This window comes from Sinorhizobium medicae, assembly GCF_007827695.1.
Classification (GTDB): domain Bacteria; phylum Pseudomonadota; class Alphaproteobacteria; order Rhizobiales; family Rhizobiaceae; genus Sinorhizobium; species Sinorhizobium medicae.
In genome coordinates, this window is the sequence record NZ_VITA01000007.1 from 1 (window position 1) to 18,171 (window position 18,171).

Consider the following 18,171-nt stretch of genomic DNA (forward strand, 5'->3'; position numbering starts at 1 on the left):
GCCCATATCCACCACCGCTGCTTCATCAACGGCAACCGCGTCGTCGTCTTCCCGCCGAGCCCGGGAAGCTACGCCTCCGAACGGATGGGCTGAGGGATCGGGAGAGGTGTTCGGGCTCCGCCTCAGATATGCAGCGCGTGCCCCAGCGCCTTGAAGGCGGCCTCCTGAAACGCCTCGGACTGCGTCGGATGCGCATGGACGGTGCCGGCGATATCCTCCAGCCGCGCGCCCATTTCGATCGCCAGCGCAAAGGTCGCCGACAGTTCCGAAACGCCGTGGCCGACCGCCTGGATGCCGAGGACCAGGTGATTGTCGGCCCGGGCGACCACGCGGACGAAGCCGTCCTCGGAAAGCGTTGTCATCGCACGGCCGTTCGCCTGGAAAGGAAACTGGCCGATCCTGGTATCGATGCCGGCCGTGCGAGCCTCTTCCGGCGAGAGGCCGGCGCCGACGATTTCCGGATCGGTGAAGCAAACCGCCGGGATGCAGCGCTTGTCCCAGCTCCGCTTTCGACCGGCGACGATCTCCGCGACCATTTCGCCCTGTGCCATTGCGCGGTGCGCAAGCATCGGCTCGCCGGTCACGTCGCCGATCGCATAGATACCGCGCATCGAAGTGCGGCACTGATCGTCGATGCGGATGAATCCGCCCGACCGGTCGAGATCGATCTCTTCAAGTCCCCAGCCCTCGGTGACAGGCCCGCGACCGACGGTGACGAGGACCTTCTCCGCCGGGACCTCGAAGGCGCGGCCGTTTTCCTCGGCAAAGAGCCCGCGCCGATCGGCGGAGAGCCGCTTTGCCGCGGTGCCCGTGAAGACCTCCACACCGAGTTCGCCGAGGCGCTTCATCACCGGCTTCGAGAGATCGGCGTCGTATTGCGGCAGGATTCTGTCCAACGCTTCGAGCACGGTGACCTTGGAACCGAGCTTGGCAAAGGCGGTGCCGAGTTCGAGGCCGATATAGCCGCCACCGACGACCGCGAGCGTTTCGGGTATTTTCGTCAGCGCCAAAGCCTGGGTCGAGGAAATCACATTTCCGCCGAAGGGCAGGTCGGGGAGCTCGATCGGCGCCGAACCGGTCGCGATGACGAGCGCTTCCGCTCGAATGCGCTGGAGGCCCGTCTCCGTTTCCACATCCACGGTCTTGCCGTCGACGAAACGCCCCTCGCCGATAACCGCCTTGACGCCCGCCTTTTTCAGGAGCCCTGTGACGCCGCTGTTGAGCCGCCCGACGATACCGTCCTTCCAGGCTATCGTTCGGCCGAGGTCGATTGCGGGAGCATTCAAGGAGAGGCCGAGCGGGCTCTTACCCGATGCGGCCGTGCGGAGCTTGTCGTATTCTTCCGCCGCATGGATCAGCGCCTTGGATGGAATACAGCCGACATTCAGGCAGGTGCCGCCGGCCTTCGCCTTCTCGACGATCACGGTGTTGACGCCGAGCTGGGCGGCGCGGATCGCCGTGACATAGCCGCCGGGACCGGCGCCAAGAACCAGGAGTTTGCAGGAGATTTCCTTCATAACGCCTATCCTTCAACGAAAATCAGCGCCGGCGTTTCGATCAGCGTCTTCAGCCGCTGAACGAAAACCGCGGCATCCCAGCCGTCGATCACCCGGTGGTCGAAGCTCGACGAGAGATTCATGATCTTGCGAGGCACGAATTGCGCGCCGTCCCAGACGGGGCGGACGGCGATCTTGTTGACGCCGACGATCGCCACTTCCGGATGGTTGATGACCGGGGTCGAGGCGATCCCGCCAATGGCGCCGAGCGAGGAGATGGTGATGGTCGAACCGGTGAGCTCGTCGCGCGTCGCGGTTCCGGTGCGGGCGGCCTCCGCCAGGCGGCTGAGCTCGGTCGCGCAGTCCCAGATCCCGCGCGCCTCGGCATGGCGGACCACCGGAACCATCAGGCCGGCGGGTGTCTGGGTGGCGACGCCGATATGGACGGCGGAGTGACGATGGATGATGCCGGCATGATCGTCGAATGTGGCATTGACGCCTGGCAGTTCGGCGGCGGTTCTGACGAGCGCCCGCATCAGGAATGGCAGGATCGTCAGCTTGGCCTGTTCGGACTTGCGCTCGCGGTTCATCGTCGCGCGCAAATCCTCGAGCGCGGTCATGTCGACCTCTTCCACATAGGTGATGTGGGGGATGCGCGACGCGGAGAGCGACATTTTCTCGGCGATCCGCCGCCTGAGGCCGGTCATCTTGACCTCCTCGACCGCGGTCTTGCGGACCAGTCCGGCCGGAGCGGCCACGGGGCCGGCGCCCCGGCTGAGGAAGAGGTCGAGATCCTCATGGGTGATCCGGCCTGCCGGCCCTGTGCCGGTTACCTGCCTGAGGTCGATACCGCTCTCTCTGGCGCGCAGCCGCACGGCCGGGGAGGCGAGGGGCTTTGCCGAAAAGCTTGGGGTTTCGCGGGGCGCCGGAGCAGGTTCCGGCGCCGGCCTTTTAGCCTGCGCAGCTGCCCCGGCCTCGGATCGGGAAGAGACGGCGACGGGCTGGTCGAGCACTTTTTCCGCCAGCGCCTCCGGAACACTGTCCGGAGCAGCCTCTGCCGCCTCAGCTGAGGTCTCGATCCTGACCAGCGGCGCCTTCACCGCGATCGTGTCGCCGACTTCAGCGCCGAGCCAGAGCACCTTGCCCGAGACGGGGGAGGGGATTTCGACCGTGGCCTTGTCGGTCATGACGGCGGCGAGCACCATGTCTTCGCGTACCGGGTCTCCCGGCTTCACATGCCATTCGACGAGTTCGGCCTCCGCGACGCCTTCGCCGACATCCGGCATCTTGATGGTGAATTCGCCCATGCGTCAGCCCTCCATCGCTTCGGCGAGCGCGCGCCCGACGCGTGCCGGGCCTGGGAAATAGTCCCATTCCTGGGCGTGCGGATAGGGGGTATCCCAGCCCGTGACGCGCACGACCGGCGCTTCGAGGTGGTAGAAGCAGTGCTCCTGGACAAGAGCCACGAGTTCTGCGCCGAAGCCGGACGTCAGCGTCGCCTCGTGCACAACCACGCAGCGCCCCGTCTTGCTCACCGATTGCACGATCGTCTCGAGGTCGAGCGGCAAGAGACTTCGCAGGTCGATCACTTCCGCGTCGATGCCGGTCTCCTCGGTCGCGGCAAGAGCCACATGCACCATGGTTCCGTAGGCGATCACCGTCACGCCCGAGCCCTTGCGGCGAATCTCGGCCTTGCCGATCGGGATCGTGTAATGCCCGTCCGGAACCTCTCCGAGCTCGTGCCTGGACCATGCCGTGACCGGCCGTTCGTGGTGGCCGTCGAAGGGACCGTTATAGAGGCGCTTCGGCTCGAGGAACATCACCGGATCCGGATCCTCGATCGCCGAGATCAGCAGTCCCTTGGCGTCATATGGCGTCGACGGTACGACCACCTTGAGCCCGCACACATGGGTGAAGAGCGCCTCCGGGCTCTGGCTATGGGTCTGGCCGCCGAAGATGCCGCCGCCTGTCGGCATTCGGACGACGATCGGGCAGGTGAAGTCGCCGTTCGAGCGATAGCGGATGCGTGCGGCCTCCTGGGTAAGCTGATCGTAGGCCGGATACATGTAATCGGCGAACTGAATCTCGACGCAGGGTTTCAGCCCGTAGGCGGCCATGCCGATGGCCGTGCCGACGATGCCGGATTCGCTTATCGGTGCGTCGAAGCAGCGGGTCTTGCCGTATTTGGCCTGAAGCCCCTGGGTGCAGCGGAAGACGCCGCCGAAATAGCCGACGTCCTCGCCGAAGACGACGACGTCCTCGTCGCGCGCCATCGACACGTCCATGGCGCTGCGCACCGCTTCGATCATCGTCATTCTGGCCATGTCAGTACCCCGCTTTCTGCCGCTGGCGGCGGATATGGGGCGGCATCTCGGCATAGACGCCTTCGAAGATGTCCCGCACCGACGGCCTGCCGCCGGCATGGAGCGTTCCGTGGCGCTCGGCTTCCTTCTGTGCCTGGATGACTTCGTCCATGATTTCCGCCTCCGCCTGCGCATGCCGTTCCTCGGACCAGACGCCGCGCAGAACCAGGTGCTTTTTGAGGCGCAGAACCGGGTCGCCGAGCGGCCAGGCCTCCGATTCCGTTTTCGGACGATAGGCGCTCGGATCGTCGGAGGTCGAATGGGCGCCGACGCGATAGGTCACATATTCGATCAGCGTCGGACCGAGATTCAGGCGCGCCCGCTCCGCCGCCCAGCGCGCCACCGCATAGACCGCGAGATAGTCGTTGCCGTCGACCCTCAAGGCGGGAATGCCGAAACCCAGACCCCGGGCCGCAAATGTGCCGGAGCCCCCTCGGGCGATACCCTGGAAGGTCGAGATAGCCCATTGATTGTTGACGATGTTGAGAATGACGGGCGCCTTGTAGGTGGAGGCGAAGACCAGCGCGGAATGGAAGTCCGACTCGGCCGTCGAGCCGTCGCCGATCCAGCCGGCGGCGATCCGGGTATCGTTCTTGATGGCGGACGCCATCGCCCAGCCGACCGCCTGGACATATTGCGTGGCGAGGTTGCCGGATATCGTGAAGAAGCCGTGCGCCTTGGAGGTGTACATGACCGGCAACTGCCGCCCATGGCAGGGATCGAGCTCGTTCGAGAAGATCTGGTTCATCATCTCGACCATCGGGTAGTCGTCGGCGATCAGAAGCCCCGCCTGACGGTAGGTCGGAAAATTCATGTCGCCCTTGCGGAGCGCCTTGCGGAATGCACAGCTCACCGCCTCTTCGCCGAGATGCTGCATGTAGAAGGACGTCTTGCCCTGGCGCTGCGCCATGAGCATACGCGCGTCGAAGGCCCTCAGCAGCATCATATGCCTGAGGCCGGTCAGTAGTTCCTCGTCCGAAAGAAGGCCTGCCCAGGGTCCGACCGCCTCGCCCTCGCGATTAAGCACCCGGATGATCGAATAGGCGAGGTCGCGGATCTCTTCGGGGTCCACGTCGACTTCCGGCCGCGGCACCGAGCCCGCCTTCGGAATCTTCACATTGGAAAAGTCGGGCTGATCGCCCGGCCGGACGGCCGGTTCGGGGACATGCAGGCTCAGTCGGCTGAATTCATCCATGCGGCTTCCGGCCTCCCTTCCGGATTGCGCCTTGCGCAACTCGCTGCCCCGGGAGAACGGTGCCATGCCGCCCGGCAGTTTCCCTGGCCCGGGTTCCTCCACCCCGCCTGCCACGCCGCCGCAGCCTGCCGTTCTCCTAACGGTATATGCGCACAGACTGCCACGAGTCCGGGGCCAGATGAAGAGTTTTCGCCGTCGCGCGCGACGCCCGTGCCAAGAAAGACAGATTCGTGCGGGAACGCATCCGGCATGCGTCGGCGTGATCATGCCGATGCTGATGGCGGGCAATTTTCTTTCGTGAGGCTGCCGCGAACACGCAGCAAGTGCTTGACCCACCCTCAGACCGGCGGAGCGATCTCAATCGGGCTGCCGTCGGAAAAGCGCGAAAGGCGGAACTCGGAGGGATCGACGATGGGCGGGTCTCCGGTCACGAGATCGGCGACGAGATGTCCGGCCCCGGGGCCGATGCCGAAGCCGTGACCGGAAAAGCCGGTAGCGATAACGAGCCCCGGCAGCTCTTGCGCCAGGGAAATGACCGGCACGACGTCCGGTGTCACGTCGATCAGTCCGGCCCAGATCTGCACCGGCGCGACGGTCCGAAGCTTCGGAAGAGCCTTTCTTGCCTCTTCGAAAGCCCTGAGCACGGACTTAGGATCGGGACGCGGGTCGAGGATGCGGTGCCGCTCGAAGGCGCCTGGCCGATCGAGCGGTTGCGGCAGGATCTCGAAGAGCTCACGCCAGCTCTGGGCGCTCAGGCCCGCCTGCACGGACTCGCCTTCGGCCTTCCGAGCCTCCCGAAAATCCTGAAAAAACGCAAAGGTGTCGGGCACGAGCGGGTGCAGGTTTGCGCCTGCGGTGGCGATCGTATAGCCGCCGTCGAGGCGCTTGCGATAGGCGTAGGTCGCCGTCGCACCGGCACCATCCGGCCCGCCCTCGACCGGTGCCGTCCGGAGCACGGTGTTACGCACTTTCAATTGCGGCAGCCGGACTCCGAGCCCCTTGCAGAAGAGCCTGGACCAAGCGCCGCCGGCAAGCACCACGGTAGATGTTTCGATGCGGCCCTTTTCGGTGATGACGGCGCTTATTCGGCCCGTGCTCTTCTCGATTCCCCGCACGGCACAGCCGGTCACGATGCGCGCGCCGGCGCGACGCGCTCCGGCGGCGATGGCGGGAACGGCCTTTTGCGGCTCGGCCCTGCCGTCGCCCGGCGTATAGAGCGAGCCCTTGCATCGTATCGCCGCCCCGCCCATTCGTTCCCGGGTCTCGTCGGCGGTAAGCTGGCGACTGTCGACGCCATGCGGCCGCGCAAGCGCGAGCCAGGCGTCCCGATTTGCGACGTCCTGCTCCGTCTCGGAAATGTAGAGGATGCCGCTGCGGCGGAACCCGGTTTCGCCGCAGACGCGCGCGTCGAGCGTATCCCAGATGTTCAGCGCCGCCATCGCGAGCGGAATTTCACGCCGATCGCGGCCCATGACCCGCACCCAGCCCCAGTTGCGGCTCGATTGCTCGCCGGCCAGCACGCCCTTTTCGCAAAGGACGACTGTCACGCCTCGCTCTGCAAGAAAAAGCGCGGTGGTTACTCCGATGATGCCGCCGCCGATGATCACGACGTCGGCTCTCGCGGGAAGCGAAGGATCTGTTCCAACAGGGTCGAGAGCGGGGCCGGGCATGATGATCTCTGGGTTCCGTGCATTTATTCCCTATCGCTGCATCCAATGAACGCACCGATCAAGCCTTCAGAGCCGGTTTCCGGCAGCGATGCACAGTTCCCGCATCGCCTTTTATTGGTCGCGCCTTCCCGTCTCCTGCGGGAGCCATTATGTTGACCCAATGCGCGACACCGCCGAGCTCCGCCCGATCCTCCGTATAGATTTCCCGCAGAACGACCGTCTCGGGCGCGGCAAGATCATGCTTCTGGAACTGATCCGCGAGGCCGGCTCGATTTCCGCAGCCGGGCGGGCCATGGACATGTCCTACCGGCGAGCCTGGCTGCTGGTCGACGCACTGAACCGGATGTTCCGGGAGCCGGTGGTCGAATCGCAGCGCGGTGGCAAACAGGGCGGCGGCGCTGCCGTCACCGCGTTCGGCGAGATGCTGATCGAGCGGTTCCGGGCTATGGAGGCGAAGGCACATGCGGCAGTCGCCGACGATCTCGACTGGCTGAGCGCCATGCGCGGCTGCGAAGAGACTTCCGGTGGGCCCGCGGAAATAAGTTGAGAGGCGGGATGCTGGCGAAAACCGCAAAGCCTCTAATAATCAAGCGCCACGGTCTTGATGATGGCGTGCACCTGCTTTCCCGGCTGAAGATCGAGCGCTTCCCGGGATAGGGTCGTGATCCGCGCGGCAATGACGTTGCCGCCGCAATCCACCCTCACGTCGACGCTGCCCTGCCGCGGTGGCGAGAGGCTGACGATCCTTCCCGGAAGCACGTTGAGGGCGCTGATGTCCTCCGGGCGCCTGGTCGCCAGCATGACGTCGCGCCCGGCGACATAAAGCCGAAGGCTTTGGCCTTGCTCGGCTATGAGATGCGGTACGCGGATCAGGCATTCTCCGGCACGCACATTTGTCAGTTCATGCCCCTCGTCATGGCTTTCGACGACGCCCACGATCAACGCACCCGCGTCCCGCCGATCGGTTTCGTAGGTTGGCGACGGCGCGCTCAGAACGGCCGCCGTTTTCCCGGAAGCCTTGACCCGGCCGTTCTCCATCACGACCACGCGTTCCGCGAGCCTCGCCACTTCAGCCACGGAATGACTGACATAGACGATCGGAATTCTCGTCTCGTCGCGAAGCCGCTCAAGATACGGAAGTATTTCGGCTTTTCGTGCGTCGTCGAGCGCAGCGAGTGGTTCGTCCATCAAAAGCAGGCGGGGTGCAGCGAGCAGTGCCCGGCCGATGGCCACGCGCTGCCGCTCGCCGCCCGAAAGCGTGGCGGGCATGCGGTCGAGCAGGTGTCCTATGCCGAGCATCGCGACGATCCTGCCGAACTCCTCCCCCGACCCGGTCGCGCCCGCGAACCAGCGCCCATAGCCGAGATTCCCGCGGACGCTCAAATGCGGAAAGAGGCGCGCTTCCTGGAAAACATAGCCGAAGCGGCGGCGGTGGGCAGGGGTGAAAAGCCGGCGCTTGCTGTCGGCGATGACGTCGCCGTCGAGCATGATGCGGCCGTGATCTGGCCGCAGGAGGCCTGCGATGATGTTGACGAGCGAGGTCTTGCCGGAGCCGGAGCGGCCGAAAAGTGCGGTTACGCCGGCCTGTGAACCGAAGGCGGCATCGATCGCGAAAGTGCCGAGCCTGAGGCGCGCTTCGACCTGGAGCCTCATGCCGCGACCGTCCGCCGGGCCGCGGCCGCGGCCATGGCTTCCGAAAGCATCAGCGCCGCCATCGAAATGATGACGGAAATCGCGGCGAGGCGCATCGCGCCGGCATCGCCGCCCGGCACCTGCGTGAAGGTGTAGATCGCGGCGGAAAGCGTCTGCGTCTCACCCGGAATATTGGAGACGAAGGTAATGGTCGCCCCGAACTCGCCCATCGCCTTGGCGAAGGAGAGGACCATGCCGGCAAGGATGCCCGGAAGAATCAGGGGCAATGTTACCGTCAGGAATATCCAGGCGGGGCTTGCGCCAAGCGTCGCCGCCGCGTCCTCGAGCTTGCGGTCGACCGCTTCGATCGACAGCCGGATGCTGCGGACCATCAATGGGAAGCCCATCACCGCGCAGGCGAGCGCCGCCCCGGTCCAGCGGAAGGAAAAGACCAGGCCGAAGTTTTCGGCGAGAAAGGCGCCGACCGGCCCGCGCCGGCCGAAGAGGAGCAGCAGGGCAAAGCCGGTGACCACCGGCGGCAGGATCAGCGGCATATGGACGAGGCCGTTGAGCAGCGATTTGCCCCAGAACTGGCCGCGTGCGAGGATCATCGAAACCAGGAGTGCGAATGGTAGGCTTGCAAGCATCGCCACGGTGGCGACCCGCAGGCTGAGGCGGACTGCCGTCCACTCCGCTTCGGTCAATGCCAACAGGTCCAAGCTCGTGCTCCCGCTTCTGATGCGCCGTGTCGTCAATTCATTCGGCAGATGCTATTCCAGCACCGTAAAACCCTCAGCCTCAAAAAGCGCCGCTGCCTTCGGCGAGCGCACGAAGTCGAGATAGGCACCGGCATCGGGGTTCCTGCTGTCGGCAGTGATCGCGATCGGGTAGATGATCGGTGGATGGCTGTTCTCGGGGAAGGTGCCGATCACCTTAACCCCGGCATCAGCCGCCGCATCCGTCCGGTAGACGATGCCATAGGGCGCCTCGCCCCGCGAAACGAGAAGGAGAGCGGCCCGCACGCTTTCGGCACCGGCGACCTTTCCGGCAAGGCTCGGCCAAAGACCGAGCTTTTCCAGCGCGGCCTTGCCATATCTGCCGGCAGGGACCGAATCGACGGCGCCCATTGCCAGCCGCTCATTGCCGACAAGGCCGGCAAGATCGAAGCCAGGTCCGATCTCGACCTCTGCGGCATCCTTGCTGCCGGAGACGAGGACGATGCGATTGCCGAGTAGATTTGAGCGCGTGTCACCCTTGATCAGTTTCTCGTCTGCGAGATAGTCCATCCAGGCGAGGTCGGCGGAGATGAACACATCGGCGGGCGCGCCCTGTTCGATCTGCTTCGCCAGTGCTGAACTTGCAGCATAGGAGGCGGTGGATTCCTTGCCCGTCTGCTTGCGCCACTCGCCGTTGATCGCATCGAGCGCGTTTTTGAGGCTTGCCGCAGCAAAGATCGTGACCTTCTCCGCCGCCAGGGCCGTCGCAGGGCCTATTGCCGTCAGAAGGACGGCGAGTGCCACGGACACGCCCTTGAGCCGATCCTTTCTCGTCGCCAAGCTCATGCCTCCCGCTCGTGATATTTCTCAAGATATAACGCTTCGGTATTTTGGTTAGCGCTATATTCGGAGAAATACAATGCTGCCGTTGCGCTGTAATCGAACGGTGAGGCAATGGGGCGAAGATTGCGCGACCGCTTGCGATAGACGCTCATGCGTCTAAATTCTGCAACGAGAGCAAGCGAGGTGACGACCCATATGGATTCGACGATACGGCTGGAAGAGAGCTGGAAAGCGGCCCTCGGCCCCGAGTTCCGCAACGGCTACATGACCGAGCTCAAGCGTTTCCTGCTGGACGAAAAGCAACAGGGCCGACAGGTTTTTCCGAGGGGTGGCGAATATTTTCGCGCGCTCGATCTTACCCCCCTCGACAGGGTTCGTGTCGTGATCCTCGGTCAGGATCCATATCATGGCGACGGGCAGGCGCACGGCCTCTGCTTCAGTGTTCGTCCCGGCGTGCGTACACCGCCTTCGCTCGTCAACATCTACAAGGAGCTCAAGGAAGACCTCGGCATAGATCCGGCGCGCCACGGTTTTCTCGAAAGCTGGGCGCGCCAGGGCGTGTTGCTGCTGAACAGCGTGCTGACGGTGGAGCGCGGCCGGGCGGCTTCGCATCAGGGCAGAGGATGGGAACGCTTTACCGATGCGGTCATCCGCGCCGTCAATGAGCAGGCGCAGCCCGTCGTCTTCATGCTCTGGGGCTCTTATGCGCAACGCAAGGCGGCGTTCGTCGACCGCTCGCGCCATCTCGTGCTCACGGCGCCGCATCCGTCACCGCTTTCGGCGCATTCGGGCTTCTTCGGCTGCCGGCATTTCTCCAAGGCGAATGCCTTTCTCACGTCCAAGGGGCTCGACCCGATCGACTGGCGGTTGCCGGAAGATCCGCCCCTGGCAGTGGAACGGCCGACGCCGCCGAACTGCTGACGCCCTCGTTCCGGCGCCCGTCGCGAATGGACCTTGCGCCCCCGGCTCCGATCCGTCAAAGACTGGCCCGAATAGGCAGGCGACGCGATGGGAGACGGCATGCGGCACATCCTGATCATCGGTATCGGCGCGGGTAACCCCGAGCACATCACGGTCCAGGCGATCAATGCGCTGAACAGAGCCGATGTGCTGTTCATCCCGACGAAGGGTGCGAAGAGGTCCGAACTCGCCGAGCTTCGCCGCGAGATCTGTGCCCGCTACGTGACGAGGGCCGACAGCCGGACCATTGAATTCGCCGTGCCCGTTCGCCGAACCGAAGGGCGGGCGTATATCGAAAGCGTGGACGACTGGCATGCGAGTATTGCCGCCACTTACGAGGCTCTCCTCGAGAGCGAGCTTGCCGATGGACAGACCGGCGCGTTTCTTGTCTGGGGCGATCCGATGCTCTATGACAGCACGATCCGCATCGTCGAGCGCGTGAAGGCGCGCGGCCGCATTGGCTTCGGCTTTGACGTCATTCCGGGCATTACCAGCCTGCAGGCGCTCTGCGCCAGCCATCGCATTCCGTTGAACCTCGTCGGCAAACCGGTGGAAATCACCACCGGCCGGAGGCTCGCCGAGAGCTTTCCGCACAGGTGCGAGACGGCGGTCGTCATGCTCGACGGCGAGCAGGCCTTTCAGAAGATCGAGGATCCCGACGCCGAGATCTATTGGGGCGCCTATCTCGGCAGCCCCGAAGAGATCGTCATTTCAGGGCGCCTTGCCGACGTCAAAGAGGAAATTCTGAAAACCCGTGCTGCGGCACGCGAGCGGGTAGGCTGGATCATGGACATATATCTTTTGCGAAAAGGCGCCGATTTCGACGAATAGAGCAATTTCGGAAAAGGTGTAAAACGGCCTTAATCCGAATGCTTGAACGCTCTCAAGGCATGCGCCTGTGCTATAGGTTTCACCGGAAAACTGGCTGGACAGGCCGAAGGATGACGAAAGACGAATGACCAGCTGCGCCGCGCCAGACCTCGGGCCGCACGGCCTCGGTGCATCGATGCGCCGCGGGGCCTGTCCTTCGCTCGCGGCACCGATGCGGACCGGGGACGGCCTGCTCGTGCGGCTGCGACCAGCGGTCGACGGTCTGACCCCGGCGGAGATAAGGGCGCTCGCCGTCGCGGCCGGAGCCTATGGCAGCGGCATTATCGAGATCACGGCACGCGGCAACCTGCAGATACGCGGCCTGACACCGGAGAGTGTTCCGGCACTTGCCGCGGCGATCTGGGAAACGGGAATAGCCGTTGCCGAAGGCCTGGCAATCGAGACGCCACCCCTGGCCGGTTTCGACCCCGGTGAAATCGCCGACCCTCGCCCGCTCGCCCGCGCGCTGCGCTTGGCGATCTCCGGTGCGGGTGAGACGCTCAGCTTTGCACCGAAATTTACGATCGTGGTGGATGGAGGCGGGTGCTTCAATCTCACGATGTTGACCGCCGATCTGCGTATTTCCGCACTTGGCGGTGAGGATGGCATTCGGTGGCTGCTTTCGCTCGGAGGCACCGCGCGCTCGGCAGCGCCTGTCGCCCTGCTGGAAGCGGGAGAGGTCGTTCCCGCGGTTCTCGATATCATGCGAAGTCTCAGCGCGCTCGGGCCCGCAGCCCGCGCTCGCGACCTTGACGCGGGCGGCATTCGGCAGCGCTTTTCTGCCGGCAATGCATTGCCGTTTGCCGGCGAGGGCTCCCCTTCTCCGCCGCCGGCGGGCATCCATCACTTCGGCGGGGCCGGCACGGTGCTCGGCGTGGGGCTGGCCTTTGCGCAGACCGACGCGGGCAGTCTCATCGCGTTCGTGCGGCAGGCAGAGGAACTCGGCGCAGCGGAGATACGTCTGGTGCCGCGCCATGGTCTGTTCGTCCTCGGTCTCTCCGGCGAAGCGGCCGCCATTGCGCAAGGGCTTGCCCGCGGCCATGGATTTCTGGTCGCCGCCGACGATCCGCGCAATCACATAGCGGCCTGCGCCGGTCTTGCCTGCGCGTCGACGGGAATGGACACCAAGGCGACGGCGAGATTGTTGGTCGAAGCCGCGCCGGACTTGCTCGACGGCTCGGCGACGGTGCATCTCTCCGGCTGCCCCAAAGGCTGCGCCAAGCCGTCTCCAGCGCCGATGACGCTGATCGGTGCGCCATCAGGATATGCGCCATCAGGATATGGACTTGTCGTAAATGGCACTGCTTCCGTCGCGCCGAGTGCCTACAGGGATGAAAACGGAATAAGATCCGCCTTCGCTGCGCTCAACGCGCTGGTGCGGGAAAACAAAGACGCTGGCGAATCGGCTTGGTCCTGTCTTACACGGCTCGGGACCGCGCAGATCGGCGCAGCGTTCGAACAGGGATAGAGATGCCTGACTACGATTACATCCGCGATGGCAACGCCATCTATGAGCGTTCTTTCGCGATCATCCGCGCGGAAGCTGATCTTTCCGGTTTCTCGGAGGAAGAGGCCGATCTTGCCGTTCGGATGGTGCATGCCTGCGGCTCCGTGGAGGCCGCGCGCCAATTCGTCTTTTCGCCCGGGTTCGTTTCCGCCGCGCGCGCTGCCTTGAAGGGCGGCGCCCCCATCCTCTGCGATGCGGAGATGGTCGTCCGTGGCGTGACGCGCGCACGCCTCCCCGCCGGTAATGAGGTCATCTGCACGCTCCGGGATCCGCAGACCGCAGAGATCGCGGCCGAGATCGGCAATACGCGTTCGGCCGCGGCGCTGAAGCTCTGGGGTGAAAGGATGGCCGGCTCCGTCGTAGCGATCGGTAACGCGCCGACCGCGCTCTTCTATTTGTTGGAGATGCTGCGCGATGGTGCGCCGAAGCCAGCCGCGATCCTCGGAATGCCGGTCGGCTTCGTCGGTGCGGCGGAATCGAAGGATGCACTTGCCGAGAATTCCTATGGCGTTCCCTTCGCGGTCGTGCGCGGCCGTCTCGGCGGCAGCGCGATGACCGCTGCCGCGTTGAATTCACTCGCGAGGCCGGGTCTGTGAGCGGCACGAAAACTGGCAAGCTGATCGGCGTCGGAACGGGTCCGGGCGACCCTGAGCTGCTGACCGTAAAAGCGGTACGAGCGCTCGGCGATGCGGATGTCGTCGCCTATTTCGCCAAGGCCGGCCGGAACGGCAACGGCCGGGCGGTGGTGGAGGGAATTCTGAAGCCGGGCATGACCGAACTGCCGCTCTATTATCCCGTTACCACTGAGATCGACAAGGATCACGACGCCTATAGGAGTCAGATCACCGACTTCTACGATGCCTCGGCCGAGGCGGTGGCGGCGCATCTCCTCGCCGGGCGGACGGTGGCGGTGCTAAGCGAAGGAGACCCGCTTTTCTACGGGTCCTACATGCATCTCCATGTGCGGCTTGCCGGCCGTTTCCCGGCCGTGGTCATTCCGGGCATCACCGCGATGTCCGGCTGCTGGTCGCTTGCCGGGCTGCCGCTGGTGCAAGGCGACGATGTGCTCTCCGTCCTGCCCGGCACCATGGGCGAGGCCGAGCTTCAGCGACGCCTCGCCGATACGGAAGCCGCCGTGATCATGAAAGTCGGCCGCAACCTGCCTAAAATACGCCGGGCACTCGCGGCGGCGGGCAGGCTCGAGGCGGCCGTATATGTCGAGCGCGGCACGATGAAGAATGCGGCAATGGTTCCGCTCGGCGAGAAGCCGGACGACGAGGCGCCCTATTTCTCGCTGGTGCTGGTTCCGGGTTGGAAGGACAGGCCCGGCGGGAAGGACAGACCGGGATTGGAGGGCAAGGTATGAGGGGAACGCTCTTCATCGTCGGCACCGGGCCTGGCAATCCGGCACAGATGACGCCCGAGGCCGAGAATGCGATCGCTGCAGCGACCGAATTCTTCGGCTATGGCCCCTATCTCGATCGCCTGCAACTTCGCGCGGATCAACGGCGCATAGCATCGGACAACCGCGAGGAACTGGACCGCGCTCAGGCGGCACTCGCGCGCGCCGCGGCAGGGGTGAATGTCTGCGTCGTCTCCGGCGGCGACCCCGGCATCTTCGCCATGGCCGCCGCCGTCTGCGAGGCGATCGACAACGGACCGCAGGAATGGCGCGAAGTCGATCTCACGATCACGCCCGGCGTCACGGCAATGCTCGCGGTCGCCGCACGGATCGGGGCGCCGCTGGGGCACGATTTCTGTGTCATGTCGCTTTCCGACAATCTGAAGCCCTGGGAGGTCATCACCCGCCGGCTCCAGCTTGCGGCCGAAGCGGGGCTGGTCATCGCGCTTTACAATCCGATCAGCAAGGCTCGCCCCTGGCAACTCGGCGAGGCTTTCGAGGTTCTGCGGCAGGTGCTGCCGGCAACCGTGCCGGTGATCTTCGGCCACGCAGCCGGGCGGCCCGACGAGCGCATCGAAGTGATGCCGCTCGGCGACGCCGAGCCGGGTCGCGCTGACATGGCGACCTGCGTGATCATCGGCTCGCCGGAGACACGTACCATCCTGCGCGACGGGAAGCATGATCTCGTCTACACGCCGCGGTCCTTTACCGGAGCAAAGCGTTGACGGATGCGTTCGAGCGCCTCGCTACAGTCGCCGACCGACGGAACGTCGGCAGGCTTTCGGCGCTCGACCATCACCACCTCGATCCCGAGCTTTCGCGCCGCCGCTATCTTGCCAAAGGTGGCCGCGCCGCCGCTGTTCTTGGCAATGATGGCGTCGATCCGGTTGCGTTCGAGCAGTTCCGTTTCATCCCGCTCGGCAAAAGGGCCGGAGGCGAGAATGGCGGTAGCATCGGGCAGGTCGAGCGGCGGCGTTATCGGGTCGACGCTGCGTATGACGTAGCTGTGCTGCGGCGCTTTCTTGAAATGGAAGGCCTCTTGCCGGCCGATCGCGAGGAAGACACGGCGCGGCGCCTCTCCAAGGGCGGAGACCGCCTCGGAGACACTGTCGACGCGAGTCCAGCGATCACCGGGGCCGGCCTCCCAGGCGGGGCGGCGGAGCGCGAGGATTGGCGTACCCGTTATTCGAGCCGCAGCGGCGGCGTTTTGCGAGATCCGCGCAGCGAAGGGGTGCGTCGCGTCTACGAGGAGGGCGATGCCCTCGTCCAGCAGGAATGCGGCGAGTCCCTCCGCCCCCCCGAAGCCGCCTATGCGTGTCGGAAGCGGCTGCGGGCGGGGTTCGGCCGTGCGGCCGGCAAGGGAGACCGCAGCGTCGTAGCGCGGATCGGAGGCAAGGTGCTCCGCGAGCTGCCGCGCCTCGGTCGTTCCGCCGAGGATCAGAATGCGAGGCTTGCCCGTGGCTGACATGTCGAACAACGGTTCCACCATCGTCGCTCCCTGGCTCATCATAATCGGCATCGGAGAGGACGGTGTAGCCGGTCTCGGCGAAGAGGCCAAGCGCCTCATCCAGGCGGCACCCGTCGTCTTCGGCGGCGCCCGGCACATGGAGCTTGCGTCTGCGCTGATCAGGGGCGAGCGCCAGATATGGCAGAGTCCGTTTGAAAAATCGGTAGAGGCCATCGTCGCCCGGCGCGGCAGCCCCGTCGTGGTGCTCGCCTCGGGCGATCCCTTCCTCTACGGCATCGGCGCTACGCTCACGCGCCGCATCGATGCCGCGGAAATGCGCACCATCCCCGCTCCGTCCGCTTTCAGCCTTGCCGCGTCCCGGCTAGGCTGGCCCTTGCAGGAGGTCACGACCATTTCGCTGCACGGCCGCCCGCTCGATCTCATAAGGCCGCATCTGCAGCCGGGGGCGCGCGTCCTGGCATTGACCTCGGATGAACACGGGCCGAAGGCGCTTGCCGGCCTGCTCTGTGAAAACGGCTTCGGTCAGTCACGACTTACGGTTCTAGAAGCGCTTGGCGGCAACAACGAACATGTCTCCAGTCATCGCGCCGAGCGCTTTTCGCTCGAAGACGTCCAAGCGCTGAACGTCTGCGCGGTGGAGGTAATCGCGGGCACCGACGCTCGCGTGCTTCCGCTTGGCGGAGGGCTGGACGACCTGTTGTTCGAGCACGACGGCCAGATCACCAAAAGGGAGGTTCGGGCACTGACGCTCTCGGCGCTGGCGCCGCGCCGGGGTGAACTCCTCTGGGATATCGGAGCCGGCTCCGGTTCGATCGCCATCGAATGGATGCTCGCCGACCCGGCGATGCGGGCGATCGCCATAGAGGCTTCGCCGGAGCGGGTCGCGCGGATCGGCCGCAATGCATTTCGCTTCGGTGTCCCGGGGCTTGTGGTTGTGGAAGGACGTGCGCCGGAGGCGTTGCTGCAACTCCCGCGCCCGGATGTGATCTTCATCGGCGGCGGCGGAAGCGAGCCCGGCGTGCTGGACGCGGCCATCGCAGCGCTCGTGCCCGGCGGACGGCTGGTCGCCAATGCCGTGACGACGGAAATGGAAGCGGTGCTGCTCGCCCAGCATGCGCGGCTCGGCGGTTCGCTGATCCGCATCGACATCGCCCGAGCCTCGCCCGTCGGCACGATGACGGGCTGGCGGCCCGCCATGCCGGTCATGCAATGGTCGTGGGTCAGGGCGTGAACCGCTCATCGGGCAACGCATTTTCGAGAGGAAAGATCATGACGGTTCATTTCATCGGGGCGGGCCCGGGCGCGGCAGACCTCATCACGGTCAGGGGCAGAGACTTGATCGGCCGCTGCCCCGTCTGCCTATACGCCGGCTCGATCGTTTCGACCGAGCTCCTGCAATTTTGCCCGCCCGGCGCTCGCATCGTCGATACGGCGCCGATGTCGCTGGACGAGATCGAAGCGGAATATGTGCGCGCAGCGGCGGCGGGTGAGGATGTCGCCCGGCTGCATTCCGGCGACCTTTCCGTCTGGAGCGCGGTGGCCGAACAGATCCGCCGGCTGGAGAAGCATGGCATCGCCTACACGATGACGCCCGGCGTACCCGCCTTCGCTGCCGCCGCCGCGACGCTTGGCCGCGAACTGACGATCCCCGCGGTCGCTCAGAGCCTGGTGTTGACGCGCGTCTCCGGCCGGGCCTCGCCCATGCCGAACAGCGAGACGCTCGCAGCGTTCGGCGCCACCGGTTCGACACTCGCCATCCATCTCGCAATCCACGCGCTCGGACAGGTGGTGGAGGAACTGACCCCACTATACGGCGCCGATTGCCCGGTCGCGATCGTGGTCAAGGCCTCCTGGCCGGACGAACGCGTCGTCCGCGGCAGGCTTAGCGACATCGCAGCCAGGGTCGCGGCCGAACCGATCGAACGCACCGCGCTGATCTTCGTCGGGCCGGGGCTGGAGGCGTCGGATTTCCGCGAAAGCTCGCTCTACGACCCGGCATATCAACGGCGCTTCCGCGGGCGCGATTGAAGCGACAGCACCGCGCAGTTC

Annotated in this window: 19 protein-coding genes and 1 pseudogene; 10 read left to right on the forward strand and 10 right to left on the reverse strand. The window is 65.3% G+C overall.

Going from position 1 to position 18,171, the window contains the following annotated elements:
- Nucleotides 1-93, forward strand: a pseudogene (gene purU, locus FB009_RS13610) (formyltetrahydrofolate deformylase); the annotation flags it as partial.
- Between the two features lie 29 nt (nt 94-122).
- On the opposite strand, the gene lpdA reads toward purU, so the two are convergent.
- The 5 genes from lpdA to FB009_RS13635 form a co-directional block, all read right to left on the reverse strand.
- Nucleotides 123-1,517 carry a dihydrolipoyl dehydrogenase gene (lpdA, locus tag FB009_RS13615; RefSeq protein WP_012067044.1) on the reverse strand — a complete coding sequence of 465 codons (1,395 nt, stop codon included), beginning with the start codon at nt 1,515-1,517 and terminating at the stop codon, nt 123-125.
- Nucleotides 1,518-1,522: 5 nt separating this feature from the next.
- On the reverse strand, nt 1,523-2,803 hold the full coding sequence (locus FB009_RS13620) for a dihydrolipoamide acetyltransferase family protein (RefSeq protein ID WP_012067043.1): 1,281 nt from the start codon (nt 2,801-2,803) through the stop codon (nt 1,523-1,525).
- Nucleotides 2,804-2,806: 3 nt separating this feature from the next.
- A complete protein-coding gene (locus FB009_RS13625) occupies nt 2,807-3,820 on the reverse strand; it encodes an alpha-ketoacid dehydrogenase subunit beta (RefSeq protein WP_012067042.1) in 1,014 nt (337 codons plus the stop codon).
- Between the two features lies 1 nt (nt 3,821).
- A complete protein-coding gene (locus FB009_RS13630) occupies nt 3,822-5,054 on the reverse strand; it encodes a 3-methyl-2-oxobutanoate dehydrogenase (2-methylpropanoyl-transferring) subunit alpha (RefSeq protein WP_024311023.1) in 1,233 nt (410 codons plus the stop codon).
- A gap of 338 nt (nt 5,055-5,392) precedes the next feature.
- Nucleotides 5,393-6,724 (reverse strand): NAD(P)/FAD-dependent oxidoreductase, encoded by a 1,332-nt coding sequence (locus FB009_RS13635; protein ID WP_102045049.1) that lies wholly within the window; start codon nt 6,722-6,724, stop codon nt 5,393-5,395.
- Nucleotides 6,725-6,884: 160 nt separating this feature from the next.
- On the opposite strand from FB009_RS13635, the gene FB009_RS13640 reads away from it, so the two are divergent.
- Nucleotides 6,885-7,271 (forward strand): winged helix-turn-helix domain-containing protein, encoded by a 387-nt coding sequence (locus FB009_RS13640; RefSeq protein WP_024324376.1) that lies wholly within the window; start codon nt 6,885-6,887, stop codon nt 7,269-7,271.
- Nucleotides 7,272-7,303: 32 nt separating this feature from the next.
- On the opposite strand, the gene modC is transcribed toward FB009_RS13640, so the two are convergent.
- Genes modC through FB009_RS32720 form a run of 4 tightly spaced genes read right to left on the reverse strand, consistent with a single transcriptional unit; the run spans nt 7,304 to nt 10,067 of the window.
- On the reverse strand, nt 7,304-8,377 hold the full coding sequence (modC, locus tag FB009_RS13645) for a molybdenum ABC transporter ATP-binding protein (RefSeq protein WP_012067038.1): 1,074 nt from the start codon (nt 8,375-8,377) through the stop codon (nt 7,304-7,306).
- Nucleotides 8,374-9,075 (reverse strand): molybdate ABC transporter permease subunit, encoded by a 702-nt coding sequence (gene modB / locus FB009_RS13650; protein ID WP_012067037.1) that lies wholly within the window; start codon nt 9,073-9,075, stop codon nt 8,374-8,376. The genes modC and modB overlap by 4 nt, the downstream gene beginning before the upstream one ends.
- A 51-nt stretch (nt 9,076-9,126) precedes the next feature.
- A complete protein-coding gene (modA, locus tag FB009_RS13655; protein ID WP_012067036.1) occupies nt 9,127-9,912 on the reverse strand; it encodes a molybdate ABC transporter substrate-binding protein in 786 nt (261 codons plus the stop codon).
- A 2-nt stretch (nt 9,913-9,914) separates the two neighbouring features.
- Complete coding sequence (locus FB009_RS32720; RefSeq protein ID WP_153316608.1) at nt 9,915-10,067, reverse strand: hypothetical protein; 153 nt, start codon at nt 10,065-10,067, stop codon at nt 9,915-9,917.
- Nucleotides 10,068-10,110: 43 nt separating this feature from the next.
- Here FB009_RS32720 and ung point away from each other — a divergent pair, with 43 nt between their 5' ends.
- From ung to FB009_RS13685, 6 genes are all read left to right on the forward strand, one after another.
- A complete protein-coding gene (gene ung, locus FB009_RS13660; protein WP_012067035.1) occupies nt 10,111-10,836 on the forward strand; it encodes a uracil-DNA glycosylase in 726 nt (241 codons plus the stop codon).
- A 99-nt stretch (nt 10,837-10,935) separates the two neighbouring features.
- Nucleotides 10,936-11,706: a precorrin-6A synthase (deacetylating) gene (cobF, locus tag FB009_RS13665; protein WP_012067034.1), complete on the forward strand. Its 771-nt coding sequence runs from the start codon at nt 10,936-10,938 to the stop codon at nt 11,704-11,706.
- A 124-nt stretch (nt 11,707-11,830) separates the two neighbouring features.
- Nucleotides 11,831-13,213, forward strand: a complete 1,383-nt coding sequence (gene cobG / locus FB009_RS13670; protein WP_024311020.1) for a precorrin-3B synthase — start codon at nt 11,831-11,833, stop codon at nt 13,211-13,213.
- Nucleotides 13,214-13,215: 2 nt separating this feature from the next.
- Entirely contained in the window at nt 13,216-13,848 is a 633-nt protein-coding gene (locus FB009_RS13675; protein WP_127580595.1) for a precorrin-8X methylmutase, read from the forward strand.
- Nucleotides 13,845-14,618, forward strand: a complete 774-nt coding sequence (locus tag FB009_RS13680) for a precorrin-2 C(20)-methyltransferase (RefSeq protein ID WP_012067031.1) — start codon at nt 13,845-13,847, stop codon at nt 14,616-14,618. The genes FB009_RS13675 and FB009_RS13680 overlap by 4 nt, the downstream gene beginning before the upstream one ends.
- Nucleotides 14,615-15,379, forward strand: coding sequence for a precorrin-3B C(17)-methyltransferase (locus tag FB009_RS13685; RefSeq protein WP_018011670.1), 765 nt, complete (start codon nt 14,615-14,617; stop codon nt 15,377-15,379). Before FB009_RS13680 ends, FB009_RS13685 begins: the two co-directional genes overlap by 4 nt.
- Here FB009_RS13685 and FB009_RS13690 read toward each other — a convergent pair.
- Nucleotides 15,343-16,143 carry a cobalt-precorrin-6A reductase gene (locus FB009_RS13690; RefSeq protein WP_012067029.1) on the reverse strand — a complete coding sequence of 267 codons (801 nt, stop codon included), beginning with the start codon at nt 16,141-16,143 and terminating at the stop codon, nt 15,343-15,345. The two genes, FB009_RS13685 and FB009_RS13690, sit on opposite strands and share 37 nt — an antisense overlap.
- Here FB009_RS13690 and FB009_RS13695 point away from each other — a divergent pair.
- Complete coding sequence (locus FB009_RS13695) at nt 16,121-17,353, forward strand: bifunctional cobalt-precorrin-7 (C(5))-methyltransferase/cobalt-precorrin-6B (C(15))-methyltransferase (protein WP_024311019.1); 1,233 nt, start codon at nt 16,121-16,123, stop codon at nt 17,351-17,353. The two genes, FB009_RS13690 and FB009_RS13695, sit on opposite strands and share 23 nt — an antisense overlap.
- A 38-nt stretch (nt 17,354-17,391) precedes the next feature.
- Nucleotides 17,392-18,150, forward strand: coding sequence for a precorrin-4 C(11)-methyltransferase (cobM, locus tag FB009_RS13700; protein WP_024311018.1), 759 nt, complete (start codon nt 17,392-17,394; stop codon nt 18,148-18,150).
- The last annotated feature ends 21 nt before the right edge of the window (nt 18,151-18,171 follow it).